This window comes from Kribbella sp. NPDC031520, assembly GCF_055580825.1.
Genome location: NZ_JBVIKS010000009.1, coordinates 154,221 through 165,768, shown reverse-complemented (window position 1 = coordinate 165,768; position 11,548 = coordinate 154,221). Strand labels below are relative to the sequence as shown.

13 protein-coding genes are annotated in these 11,548 nt (G+C 68.2%); 7 read left to right on the top strand and 6 right to left on the bottom strand.

Annotation, left to right across the window (positions count from 1 at the left end; translation table 11 throughout):
• Nucleotides 1–391 precede the first annotated feature (391 nt).
• Nucleotides 392–1,231, top strand: coding sequence for an aminoglycoside phosphotransferase family protein (locus ACZ5BU_RS36220; protein ID WP_465705475.1), 840 nt, complete (start codon nt 392–394; stop codon nt 1,229–1,231).
• 48 nt (nt 1,232–1,279) lie between these two features.
• Nucleotides 1,280–2,548: a serine hydrolase domain-containing protein gene (locus ACZ5BU_RS36215; protein WP_465705473.1), complete on the top strand. Its 1,269-nt coding sequence runs from the start codon at nt 1,280–1,282 to the stop codon at nt 2,546–2,548.
• Here ACZ5BU_RS36215 and ACZ5BU_RS36210 read toward each other — a convergent pair.
• Nucleotides 2,541–3,389 (bottom strand): NAD(P)H-binding protein, encoded by an 849-nt coding sequence (locus tag ACZ5BU_RS36210; RefSeq protein ID WP_465705471.1) that lies wholly within the window; start codon nt 3,387–3,389, stop codon nt 2,541–2,543. The two genes, ACZ5BU_RS36215 and ACZ5BU_RS36210, sit on opposite strands and share 8 nt — an antisense overlap.
• Before the next feature lie 89 nt (nt 3,390–3,478).
• Between ACZ5BU_RS36210 and ACZ5BU_RS36205 the strand changes: the two genes are divergently transcribed.
• Complete coding sequence (locus ACZ5BU_RS36205; RefSeq protein WP_465705469.1) at nt 3,479–4,057, top strand: TetR/AcrR family transcriptional regulator; 579 nt, start codon at nt 3,479–3,481, stop codon at nt 4,055–4,057.
• Here ACZ5BU_RS36205 and ACZ5BU_RS36200 read toward each other — a convergent pair.
• Entirely contained in the window at nt 4,047–4,511 is a 465-nt protein-coding gene (locus tag ACZ5BU_RS36200; protein WP_465705467.1) for a MarR family winged helix-turn-helix transcriptional regulator, read from the bottom strand. The two genes, ACZ5BU_RS36205 and ACZ5BU_RS36200, sit on opposite strands and share 11 nt — an antisense overlap.
• Nucleotides 4,512–4,572: 61 nt before the next feature.
• On the opposite strand from ACZ5BU_RS36200, the gene ACZ5BU_RS36195 reads away from it, so the two are divergent.
• A complete protein-coding gene (locus ACZ5BU_RS36195; protein WP_465705465.1) occupies nt 4,573–4,938 on the top strand; it encodes a cupin domain-containing protein in 366 nt (121 codons plus the stop codon).
• Here the strand turns inward: ACZ5BU_RS36195 and ACZ5BU_RS36190 are convergent.
• Nucleotides 4,935–6,209 (bottom strand): glycoside hydrolase domain-containing protein, encoded by a 1,275-nt coding sequence (locus tag ACZ5BU_RS36190; RefSeq protein ID WP_465705463.1) that lies wholly within the window; start codon nt 6,207–6,209, stop codon nt 4,935–4,937. The two genes, ACZ5BU_RS36195 and ACZ5BU_RS36190, sit on opposite strands and share 4 nt — an antisense overlap.
• 81 nt (nt 6,210–6,290) lie before the next feature.
• Here ACZ5BU_RS36190 and ACZ5BU_RS36185 point away from each other — a divergent pair, with 81 nt between their 5' ends.
• The 3 genes from ACZ5BU_RS36185 (at nt 6,291) to ACZ5BU_RS36175 (ending at nt 9,086) form a co-directional block, all read left to right on the top strand.
• Nucleotides 6,291–6,764, top strand: a complete 474-nt coding sequence (locus ACZ5BU_RS36185) for a GyrI-like domain-containing protein (RefSeq protein ID WP_465705461.1) — start codon at nt 6,291–6,293, stop codon at nt 6,762–6,764.
• Nucleotides 6,765–6,785: 21 nt separating this feature from the next.
• Nucleotides 6,786–7,820 (top strand): ArsR/SmtB family transcription factor, encoded by a 1,035-nt coding sequence (locus ACZ5BU_RS36180; RefSeq protein ID WP_465705458.1) that lies wholly within the window; start codon nt 6,786–6,788, stop codon nt 7,818–7,820.
• 63 nt (nt 7,821–7,883) lie between these two features.
• Nucleotides 7,884–9,086, top strand: coding sequence for an MFS transporter (locus tag ACZ5BU_RS36175; RefSeq protein ID WP_465705456.1), 1,203 nt, complete (start codon nt 7,884–7,886; stop codon nt 9,084–9,086).
• Here the strand turns inward: ACZ5BU_RS36175 and ACZ5BU_RS36170 are convergent.
• From ACZ5BU_RS36170 to ACZ5BU_RS36160, 3 genes are all read right to left on the bottom strand, one after another.
• Complete coding sequence (locus ACZ5BU_RS36170; protein ID WP_465705455.1) at nt 9,067–10,119, bottom strand: FAD-dependent oxidoreductase; 1,053 nt, start codon at nt 10,117–10,119, stop codon at nt 9,067–9,069. The genes ACZ5BU_RS36175 and ACZ5BU_RS36170 overlap by 20 nt on opposite strands.
• 41 nt (nt 10,120–10,160) lie before the next feature.
• Nucleotides 10,161–10,760 (bottom strand): hypothetical protein, encoded by a 600-nt coding sequence (locus tag ACZ5BU_RS36165; protein WP_465705453.1) that lies wholly within the window; start codon nt 10,758–10,760, stop codon nt 10,161–10,163.
• A 75-nt stretch (nt 10,761–10,835) separates the two neighbouring features.
• The gene (locus ACZ5BU_RS36160) at nt 10,836–11,531 is read right to left on the bottom strand and encodes a hypothetical protein (RefSeq protein WP_465705451.1); all 696 of its coding nucleotides are present in this window, start codon (nt 11,529–11,531) and stop codon (nt 10,836–10,838) included.
• Nucleotides 11,532–11,548: the final 17 nt, after the last annotated feature.

The following is an 11,548-nucleotide window of genomic DNA, read 5'->3' as shown; positions in this document are numbered from 1 at the left end:
TATGCGTCGGTGATGGCGTGGTGGGCGGGGGCGCTTCGTGTTGGCTGTGTTGGCGCGGGGCTCGGTTGTGTCGAGGTGGGGAGGGTTTCTTCCCGGATCGAGTAGAGGATGCTCCCCAGGGTGTCGTCGGCAATCGCGGCGCTGGCGCTGGAGGTCCGCACGGAGGCTCGCGTGGTGATGTCCGTCGGGCGTCGGCCCATTCGCCGTCGGCAGTTGTACTGACAACTGGGCCCAGGGCCAGAGTGCAGGGCGCAGGCGGTGGTTGGCTAAATCGTGTGCTGTGGTTGGGGTTTGGTGTGAGACTGCGGGGGTGATCGACGTACCGGAGGCTGTGCGTCGTAAGGCTCGGGCTGGTGGTTTTGGGGACTGGGTTGAGCGGCTGCCTGTGCTGGTGTCGGGACTTGAGGCTGACTGGGCGATCGTGGTGGGGCGGCCGTACACGGGTGGGTCTGAGGCCTTCGTGGCTGAGGCGACCTTGGCGGACGGAACGTCGGCGGTTCTCAAGGTGCTGGTGCCGGGGGCGGGGAACGATGCCTCCCACGAGGCGACGGTGTTGCGCATTGTCGGCGGTGAAGGATGTCCGGCGCTGTACCGGTATGACGCCGATCGGGGCGCTCTGCTCATGGAACGACTGGGGCGGCCGTTGTTCGAGCTTGGCCTGCCGCTCTCGAGTCGTCTTGAGATTCTGTGCGACACCGCGGCTCGCATCTGGCGACCCGCGCCGGACTGTGGGCTGCCCAGCGGTGCTGAGAAGGCCCGGTGGCTCGCCGACTTCATCGCGAGGTTGTGGGAGGAACTTGATCACCCCTGTTCCGAGAAGGCGGTCGAGCACGCTCTCGTATCGGCCCGCCGGCGGGAGCGAGCGCACCGCGACGAGAAAGCCGTACTGGTCCACGGCGACGTACACCAACTGAACGCGCTGCAGAGCGACGGCGGCTTCAAGCTGGTCGATCCGGACGGTCTCCTTGCGGAGGCCGAGTACGACCTGGGTGTCCTGATGCGTGGCGACCCGGTCGAGCTGCTCGCTGGTGACCCGTTGGACCGGGCCCGTTGGCTGGCCGCCCGGACGGGTCTCGATCCCGTGGCCATCTGGGAATGGGGCGTGATCGAGCGGGTGTCGACCGGACTGCTCTGCACGCAGATCGATCTTCAGCCCCTCGGCAGGGACACACTCCGAGCAGCCGAAGCCGTCGCTGGTTTGACGATGCCGGGAAGTAGACCTCTTGGGTGAAAGACTTTCCGGGTTGTACGCCCCCCTGCGCTGAAGGAGAAGACGTTCGTGGAGTTGTCGCGCCGGAATCTCGGGAAGTTGGCCGTTGCTACTGGTGCCACCGCTGCGGTGGGTACCGGGGCCGGTTATCTGATCGGGCGGCCTGCTGATGCTGCCGCTACCTGGAAGGCGACTGGTACCGCGGTGCCGGCGCTGGCCGGTTTCGACAATCAGATGAAGGCGTTCATGCAGGCGCGCGGGATCACGGGCGGGCAGGTCGCGGTGACGTACAAGGGGCGGCTGGTGCTTGCCCGCGGCTACAGTACGTCGACCGCGCTGACCGTACAGCCGACGTCGTTGTTCCGGATCGCGAGCCTGTCGAAGTCGTTCACCGCGGCGGCGATCGTGAAGCTGGTGCAGGACGGGAAGGTGAGCCTGTCGACGCCGGTTGCGAACATCATCGACATCGTGCCGGCGACCGGGCTGACCCGGGACCCGCGCTGGTCGCAGATCACGCTGTGGAAGGTGCTGCAGCACCTCGGCGGCTGGGACCGGGACGTCTCCGGCGACCCGGAGTGGAAGGACGCAACGATCTCCCGGACGCTCGGCGTCCCGATGGAGCTGCACCAGGTCGACGTGATCAAGTACGTCGCCGGGCAGAAGCTCGACTTCGACCCGGGGACGAAGTACGCGTACTCGAACTTCGGGTACACGCTGGCCGGCCGGGTGATCGAGAAGGTCAGCGGGCTCAGCTACGAGAACTACGTGAAGCAGAAGCTGCTCGCGCCGCTGAAGATCAACCGGATGGCGCTCGGGTACTCGATCGCGAAGCACACCGGCGAGACGTCGTACGAGTCGCAGTACTCCGGGCCGACGGTGCTCGACATGACCGGTAAGACGGTGCCCGCGCCGTACGGCACGTTCAGCATGCGGATCCAGGACGCGAACGGCGGCTGGATCGCGAGCGCGCCGGACCTGGTGCGCTGGGCGAAGATGTTCGACGCGCCGTCGAGTGTGCTGAACAGTACGTCGCTCAGCCGCGTCTGGGCGAAGCCGTCGATCGGTGTGAACGCAGACGGCTGGTACTACGGTCTCGGCTGGCAGATCCGCCCGGTCACCGGCGGCACCGGCCGCAACACGTGGCACACCGGCAGCATGCCCGGTACGTACACGCTGCTGGTCCGTACGTCCAACGGCATGAGCTGGGCCGCCCTGTTCAACCGCCGCGACGACGCCAGCGGCAAGTCGTACGGCGACATCGACGCGGCCATGTGGACCGCGGCAAACGGCGTGAGGTCCTGGCCGACCCACGACCTGTTCCCGCAGTACTTCAGCTAGAACTCACAGCCCGTCGGACAGCATCCAGCGACGACACGGGCGCCCGGCCCAGAAGGTCGGCCAGGTCGGTGGTCGGTGTGCCGGCCCAGCCGGATCGGAATGCCGCGTAGTACTCGATCAGCATTCCGATCGCGGCCGGGGGAAAGCCGGCAGCCTCGGCCTGCGCGCGGAACTGGTCGTCGTCGATCGCTCGGTACTCGACACCGGCGAGGCCGGCCAGGTCGTTCCAGTCGATCGTGTCGGGGCCGGTCAGTTCGTACGTCCGTGCTGCGGCTTCTGCCGCGAGTACGGCGTTCGCCGCGGCTGCCGCGAGGTCGTCGGTCGCGGCCGGGGCGATGCGTGCGGTACCGGCCGGTGCGGTCAGTAGTCCCGTGGCGGTGCCCCATTGGACGTCACGGGCGACCGAGGCCGCCACACCGTACGTCAGCCGCAGTACGGTCGCCGAGGGGAAGGCGTCCCTGGCCAGGTGCTCGACGGTGCGGAAGTCCTGCGCGTATGGCAGTGGGCAGTTGTCCAGGTCCTGCCACGTGGTGATGACGAGGCGTTCGGCGCCAGCCGCTTTGGCGGCCTGGATGGCGGGCGACAGTTGGCCGACGATCCTGCCGCTGACCGCTGACCCGTAGTTCGTCGCGTTGATCAGGATGGTCTCGGCGCCCTCGTACGCCTGAGCCAGAGTCTCGGGGGCGTCGAAGTCTCCCTGCCGTACGTCGACGCCCTTGGCTGCCAGGTCCGCCGCGCGGGCCGGCTCACGAACGCTGACGCCCACCTTCGCGGGCCGGTCCTGAAGGTGTTCGACGACACGGCGGCCGAACGCGCCGTTCGCTCCGGTGACCAGGATCATGGTGCTCCCATCGGTTAAAGTGGGGCGCTCGCCCCGGTTCCTGGAACTATACGGGGCGCTCGCCCCGTTTATCAAGGGAGGTGTGTCCAGTGACCGATCGGCCGCTGCGTGCGGATGCGCGCCGCAACCGGGACCGGATCCTCGAGGTGGCGCGCGAGGTCTTTGCCGCCGACGGTCCGGGGGTGAGTCTCGACGACCTGGCTCGACGTGCGGGTGTCGGTCCGGGCACGTTGCACCGCCACTTCCCGACCAAGGGCGCGCTGATCGCGGCGGTGATCGGTGACCGGCTGACCGGACTCGCCGAGGTTGCCGAGGACCTCTCTGCGGCAGCCGACCCCGCAGAGGCCTTCTTCGGCTTCCTGGAAAGGGTTGTCGAGGACGCCGCCCGGAATCTCGCGCTGGCTGCTGCGCTGGGTGACGGGGAGCAGGCTGATCCCGGCCGGGCTCGTGGCGCACTCCCCGCCGCGGTCAGTGAGCCGGCCGAGCGGGTGTACCGGGCGTTCGCGGCCTTGCTGCGGCGGGCTCAGGAGGCCGATGAAGTGCGTACAGATGTCGATGCCGACGAGTTGCACGCGATCGTCTCGGGTGTCCTCGTGATGGAGCAGGCGCTGCCCGAGCGCTCGCGTGGTCGCGGCATCTCGATCCTGGTTGCGGGCCTCAGAACATGAGTGCCCGGAAGTGTGGGGTGTTGACCTGGGCCTCGCCGGCCATTTCGGTCAGTACGTCGCGGAGAGCGTCGACTCGGGCGTCGCCGAGGCGTTTGCGGAGACGGCGTTCGTAGGTTTGGTGGAAGCGGCGGGCCGCGGCCAGGGCGGCCCGGCCGCGGTCGGTGAGGTGCAGCAGTCGGGCGCGGGCGTCGGACGGGTCGGGGAGCCGTTCGACGTACCCGCGCCGTTCCATGTCGTCGGCGATCTGGCCGGCGCCCTGTTTGGTGATCTCGAGGCGCTCGGCGAGCCGGGTGATCGTGGTCGGGCCGTCGTGCAGCGTGCGGAGCACGAAGCCGTCCGACCTGCCCTGGTCGTCGAAGCCCTGGCCGGTCACGTACTCGCGGAGCTCGCGGACGAACTCCTGGTCCGCGAGGATCAGGAGGATGCCGATATCGGTCTTGCCCGAACGCGTCATACCGGTCATGATAGTCAAGCTGACTTGGTCAAGTCAGCTTGACTAAATGATTGGGGGAACGATGCAGGTCATCAGAGCGGCCGAGGCACCGCGGTTCCAGCTGCCGGGGGTCGAGTTCACCGGGTACGCCGCACCGGCCCGGGGTTCGGCCGGGCTGTGCACGTGGCGGCTCACCGTCGACGTCGGCCATGGCGGCGATGCCCCGCACACGCTGGACCGCGACGAGGTGTTCATGGTGCTCAGCGGCAGCGTGCAGCTCAGCGAGGAGAAGCTCGGCCCGGGCGACGCCGTCGTCGTACCGGCCGGTGAGCCGATCTCGCTGACCAACCTGGGCGAGGAGAAGGCAGAGCTGATCGTCGCGATCACTGCGGGGTTCACGGGCTACATGGCGGACGGTACGGCGGTCCAGCCGCCGTGGGCGAACTAGCAGCGACGGATAGGTGCGGTGTACGTCGTATTGCTCGCTGTGGCGACGTAGTAGTCAGTAACCCAGCTCCCGTCGCTCAGACGGTCCCAGACTGCTGTGGTGCCGACTTTGGAGCCAGGCGCCTGGCAGGTGACCCAGGCGAGTGAACCGATCGGCAGTGTGCTCGGGTACGTCGCGTACGCCGTACCCGGGCCGTGCCGCCGCGACAGGCCGTTGATCGTCGTCTGGAACGGGAAGCTGCAACCGGGCAGCGGTGCGCTGTAGCCGGGCTTGTTCGGCGTACGTACGTAGTAGTCGGTGACGTACGTACCGTCGATCAGCTTGTCCCACACCGTCGTCGTACCGACCGTCGGCCCGAACGTCTGGCACACGAGGCGTACCGCCGCACCGGCGGCGATGGTCGAGCGGACGGGGTACGCCGTGGACGGCCCGCTGTACGAGTGGATCGTCGTACGGACGGTGTAGCGGTAGGCAACGCTCGCAACGGGTGCGTCGAAGCGGTCGGTGTCGATGTTGAGCGTCACCCCGCCGTACGTCTCGGTGTGGTCGCCCTGGTACTGCTTGCCGCGTTGCCCGACCGCCCAGAACGCGTTCGGCACGCCCGCCCAGCCGGTGAGGGAGCTGTTGCCGTCCCAGCGCGCGATCCACAGGGCGTCAGGGCGGGCGTAGGAGCTCGAGTTGTACGCCGCTGCGAGGTCGGGCGCGCCGGAGCCGAGGTTCGCGTAGACACCGGCGACATAGCGCTGCAGGTGCAGCTCCTTCGTCCACGCGGACAGGTAGTGCAGGACGGCCGAGCGGCAGATGGCGTTGGTGCTGTCGTAGTTCTCCATGTCGTTGTAGATCGCACTGGCCGGCAGAATGCCCAGCGCCTTGGCCGGGGCGACCGCGTCGTCGGCGTTCCGGACCGCATCCCGGTTGGACGATGTGGTCGACATCTTGAACTTCCTCGTCCCACACGGTGCCTGCAGACCGAGATAGATCGGCACCAGCCGCCAGCCCATGGCGGTCACCGACGTGACCCAGGCCGCGGTGAGCTGCGGTTGCGCGCAGGACCGATTCACACCGCCGATGTAGATGCCGATCGCCCTGTACGGCGAGGCCTTCCAGGCGGTCAGCTGGGCAACTGTCGGCGCAGTACAGGTGTCGAACGCCGGCCCGGTGTACCGGGTTGCCGTCGTCCCGGCGTTGTAGGTGATCGGCGTCGTCGGCTCGGCGTACGCCGGTAGGCCGATCAGCGAGAGCGCGAGAACCGCGGCGAGCAACTTGACCATGAGGACCCCCTGCACTCAGTACACCGCGCGTCGCCGCTGCTCCGGTAGGTTGTGGACAACATCGAGTTTCGGAGGATCGTCATGCCGGAGATCGTGGAGCTGGAGGAGCGGCCGTACGTCGCGCTGCGGGGGACCGTGGCGATGGACGGGATCGCGGCGTTCGCGGACCGGTTGCGGGAGGTGATCGACTGGCTGGCGGCCAAGGAGATCGCGCCGAACGACGCGCCGTTCTTCAAGTACGACGTGGTCGACATGGACGGGGAGCTGACGCTCGAGATCGGGTTCCCGGTCGACGACCTGCGCTCCGGCGAGGGCGAGATCGTCACCGGCGTCATCCCGGCCGGCCGGTACGCGACCACCACGTATCACGGGCACCCCGACGGTCTGGTGCAAGCCACCGGTGACCTGCTGGCGTGGGGCGAGGAGCAGGGCGTCGAATGGGATGCCAACGGCGATCGCTGGACCGCCCGCCTGGAGATCTACCGCTCGGACCCACGCGAGGTCCCCGACATGAACGACTGGGTCACCGACCTCCAGTTCAAACTGAAAAGCTGAGTGCCGACCGTCCTGGCAGGCGTGAGCCGGCTCGAGCCTGAGCGGATCCGCCATGTCGCTTCACCGCTGATCGAGCTCGGCTCAGCTCTGCACGTGCTGGCTGAGCCCGTTCACCACGACCGCGCCGATTGGGCGGCTGCTGTGCCGCTGCCGACCGACGTACGTGAAGAGCTCGCGGAGTGGGCCTGGACCGTCCGTGCGGTCCGGGCCCGCTTCTTCGCGACCTCTGCCGCGACAGGCATGCCGTCGTGGGACGACGAGCTGACCGCGCTCAGGAACCGCCCACCGGGGGAGGTGGCCGCGGAACTCGTCCGCCCGCTGCGGGGCCGCCCGTTGAGCAGTCGCTCCACCGACAACACCGCCGTACTCCACTGGGCTCGCAGTCGCGGCCGGTCGACTGCGGTGCTGGTCGAGGCGCTCCTCGAAGAACCTGCAGAGCCGGTACGGCGCTTTACCGACCTGCTGGACGCCTGCTGGCAGGAGTGGTTCCGTGACGTCTGGAACGACTCACGCGACGCCCTGGCGGCCCGTGGCCGGCATGACCGCGACCTGGCAGTACGTGACGGTGTGGGCGTCATGCTGCGCTCGTTGGACGCGTCGATCGACGTACGGGACGCGGACAGCGTCGTCGTACAGAAGGTGCAGAGCAAACGGATCGACATCAGTGGCCGTTCGCTGTTGCTTGCCCCCAGCAACTACATTGCGCCGCACCTGTTCGTGGGCGAGATCCCCGGCGAGCCGATCACGATCCTGTACCCGGCCGGTGGCCGAGCGGCCGACGTACCGACCGCACAGCAGATCCGCGCCCGCCTGGACGCGCTGGCATCACCTGACCGCCTCCAGGTCTGCCGCGCGGTGGCCAGCGAGCCCCGTACCGCAGGAGAGATCGCCGCGCTGTGGGGCCTGCACCCCACGCAGGTCACCCGTCATCTCCGCGCCCTCACCAGAGCAGGCCTGGTAACAGCCGAACGTGAGGGCCGTTTCGTCGCCTACCGCCTCGACAACAACGCCCTGACGACACTGGGCGCCGACCTGCTGACTCTGATCATGCGCTGACGGATTGACGGAAGTCCGCAATCCAACCGCGCCGCCCGGCAGCCGCTTGTTGGATGAGCAGTTGTGACCTCCTCTCTTTCGCCTGCCGTCCGGCGGCTGATCGCCGCGACGCTCGTCAACACCCTGGGGAACGGCGTCTACGCAGCGGTCGGCGCGCTGTACCTGACCAGGGCCGTCGGTCTGTCCGTCGCTCACGTCGGTGTAGGGCTGACGATCGCCGCGCTGGCCGGACTGGTGACAAGTACGCCGCTCGGTGTCGTCGCAGATCGCCTCGGCCCCAATCGCGCGTACGTCGGGTTCCTGTTGCTTCAAGCGCTCACCATGAGCGCACTGACTCAAGTCAGGTCGTTCGGCTGGTACGTCGCGGTGGCCGCAGTGACCGCTGTCGCCGACTCGGGGCAGCGTGGCGCGAAGGGTGCGCTGATCGCGGGCGTCGCACCGGCCGACCAACGGGTGCGGACCAGGGCGATCCTCCGGGTCGTCACGAACATCGGCATGGCTGTCGGGATGGCAGCCGCCGGAGTGGTGCTGGCAGTCGACCGGCGCGAGGTGTACGTTGTAGCGCTGCTGGCGAACGCGGCCACGTACGTGGTGACGGCCGGGCTGGTGCGCTTCGGGATGCCCGCGGTCGAGAAGGTGCCGGCCGCGGCAGGCCCGTCAGGGCTGACAGCGATACGCGACAGGCGGTTCCTGGTGTTCGTCGGGCTGGACGGCGTACTGAGCATGCACGGTGCGCTGGCGCAGGTCGGCATCCCACTGTGGGTCGCCACGGCGACGGACGCGCCACGGTGGATGATCTCCGTGCTGCTGGTGCTCAACTCGGCCGCGGTGATCCTGCTGCAGGTACGGATCTCGCGCGGCACCGAGCAGCTCACAGGCGCTGCCCGCGCCGGTCGGCGCGCGGGATTGCTGTTGGCGATCACCTGCCTGGTGCTGGCGCTGTCCGACGCGACGTCCGGTGCGGTCACGATCGGACTGCTGATCGCTGCCGCGTTGACACACGTACTGGGTGAAATGCTGCAGTCTGCGGGCGGCTGGGGGATCAGCTTCGAGCTGGCGCCACCCGGTGCCCAAGGGCAGTACCAAGGCGCCTACGCCATGGGCCACCAGATCGGTGACCTGGTGGCGCCGCTGCTCATCACGACGGTCGCAGTGTCCTGGGGTTGGCCGGGCTGGTTGCTGACCGCAGGAGTCTTCCTGGTGGCCGGACTGTTCGTACCTGTCGTCGTACGGGAGCCGGAACGGGCTATGCAGCCAGCGGCTTGAGGAGGTCGCGGAGTGCACGGGCGGCGGTGAAGCCGGCCCGGTTCGCTCCGATGGTGCTGGCCGACGGGCCGTAGCCGACGAGCTGGATCCGTGGGTCCGCGACGGTGGCGGTGCCGTTCATCCGGATACCACCGGACGCCCCACGGAGGTGCAGTGGAGCAAGGTGGGCGAGCTCGGCGCGGAAGCCGGTCGCCCAGAGGATGGTGTCCACGTGCTGCGTACTGCCGTCGGCCCACTCCACGCCGTCGGGTGTGATGCGCGAGAACATCGGTAGACGGTTGTAGACGCCCCGTGCCCACGCAGACTGCTCCTGCTCTCGTAGATGCAGTCCCGTCACGCTGACGACGCTACGCGGCGGCAGACCGGCCCGGACGCGTTCCTCGACTCTGGCTACGACCTGACGCCCGTACTCCGGCGTGAAGTCCTCACCAGTACGCCACTCAGGAGGACGTCTCGTAACCCACGTAGTGGCCGCCACCTCGGAGATTTCCGCAAGCAGCTGTACGGCGGACGCCCCACCGCCCACAACGAGCACGTGCTGTCCAGCGAACTCAGCCGCGCCACCGTAGTCCGCAGTGTGCAGTTGCTGTCCCTTGAACGTCTCGATGCCCGGGTACCACGGAATGAACGGCCGGTCCCAGGTCCCGGTCGCGTTCACCAGCGCCGCCGCAGAGTAGCTACCCGCGGAGGTGTCCAGCTGGAACCCGCCGTCGACTTCCCGCACACTCTCGACCGCTACGGGCCGTACGACAGGCAGCTCGAACCGCTTCTCGTAGTCGGCGAAGTACAACGGTACGAACTGGTTCGCCCGCTCCGCGCCGACACTGGACGGCACGGGTACGCCAGGCAGGTTGGCGATCCCGTGGACGTCGTGCATCGTCAACGAGTCCCACCTGTGCTGCCAGGCACCACCCGGCTCCGCGTTGCGGTCCAGTACGACCACCTCGTCGTACGGCGTGAAACCGAGTCGTACGAGGTGGTACGCAGCGGACAGCCCAGCCTGACCCGCACCGATCACCGCTACTTCGAGCACACGACGATCAACGCGGAGCCAGGCTCAGGTCTTCCCGCGGGCTATTCGGTACGCCGCAGTCCCGCCCGGCCGCCGGCAACCGCGGCGATCAAAGTGACGAGTACGGCGGCCGCCACCGCGACGAGACCGCCGGCGGTCAGCGTGCTGTCCGCGATCGGCACGGACGGCAGGTCCACCCGGTTCAGTACGTCGTACTCCGAGCCGGCCATCGCTGCGAGCCCGGCGACGATCGCGGTTACGACCACTCCGAGCAACCAGACCCCGAACCCGTGCAGGGCGCCGTGTGCCCCGGCCAGCCGTGCCGAGACGGACCCGCCGGCGTAGTAGGCGATCGCGAGGATCAGCAGCAGGACCACGACGGAGACGATTCCGACGGTGCCTGCCGTACCGGCGCTGCCCTTGGCGGCGTTCCAGTTGATCGTGATCGCGTAGTCGACGGCGGCCGCAACCGCACCGACGATCCCGGTCAGCAGCGCGATCATGCCCATCGCGACCAGCCAGCCGTAGAACGTGGCACCACCCGCGGAGCGCCGGCGTGACGGCTCCACCTGCTCCGAAGCGGGCGCCGGCCGATCGTCGTTGTACATCTCGGACGGCCCGAGTCGCTCGACCCGGGTGTCTTCTTCATGTTGCTGCGTCATGTCAGCTTCTCCTCACCGGACAAGCCCCGTGTACTTGTCAAGTACCCGGTGGAGAAACCGACGGAACGGTCCGGCTCAGAGCAATTTGTCGATGCGGTCGTGGTAACGCTGTCCGGCCTTGCCGCCCACGAGAGCGGCCAGCAGCGTCACGAACAGCAACGCGGCCCCTGCGGCGACGCCACCCAGCAGCAAGGTGTTGTCGGAGAGTGACACGTTCGGCCAGTTGATGTCGTCGACGAGGTTGTACTGGCTGTCCAGGAACCAGCCGAGACCACCTGCGATCACCCCGACCAGCAGGGCGATCATCCAGACCCCGAAGCCCTGCCGTCCACCGTCGAAGCGCGCCAGGCGGCCGGCGACGTACCCGCCGGTGTAGAACGCCAGCATGAGCATGAAGATGCTGACACCGGCCGCAGTGAGCAAGGCCGCACCGGGCTGCGCCTTGGCGTCGCTGGTCGTGTAGTCGAGCACCTGCGCGGTTCCCAACGAGGCTGCTGACACAGCAGCCATCAGGAGCACGGACATCGCGATCGCGATCAGGTAGCCGAAGAACGCGGCGCCGAACTTGAACCCGCGGTACGACAGCAGGTCCGCGTCGACGTCAGCCGTCTCCGCCGCTGCGGGCGGCGTCCGCAGCGGCTGCTCCGGGTTCACAGAGATCGTGCTCATCGCCCGGCTGGCCGCTGCGCGTGCTTCCTCGTACCGCTGGGTGCTCGCGTCACCGGCGGGCGTGGTGATCGTGGCGGTGTCGCCGGGGTACTGCTGACTCATGTCCGCTGGCTCCTCAC

Coding starts and splice junctions, on each gene's coding strand:
- ACZ5BU_RS36210 (WP_465705471.1), bottom strand. CDS start 3,389: ATGATCCTGGTCACCGGAGCGAACGGCGCGTTCGGCCGCCGTGTCGTC.
- ACZ5BU_RS36200 (WP_465705467.1), bottom strand. CDS start 4,511: ATGACGCGTTCGGGCAAGACCGATATCGGCATCCTCCTGATCCTCGCG.
- ACZ5BU_RS36195 (WP_465705465.1), top strand. CDS start 4,573: ATGCAGGTCATCAGAGCGGCCGAGGCACCGCGGTTCCAGCTGCCGGGG.
- ACZ5BU_RS36190 (WP_465705463.1), bottom strand. CDS start 6,209: ATGGTCAAGTTGCTCGCCGCGGTTCTCGCGCTCTCGCTGATCGGCCTA.
- ACZ5BU_RS36185 (WP_465705461.1), top strand. CDS start 6,291: ATGCCGGAGATCGTGGAGCTGGAGGAGCGGCCGTACGTCGCGCTGCGG.
- ACZ5BU_RS36165 (WP_465705453.1), bottom strand. CDS start 10,760: ATGACGCAGCAACATGAAGAAGACACCCGGGTCGAGCGACTCGGGCCG.
- ACZ5BU_RS36160 (WP_465705451.1), bottom strand. CDS start 11,531: ATGAGTCAGCAGTACCCCGGCGACACCGCCACGATCACCACGCCCGCC.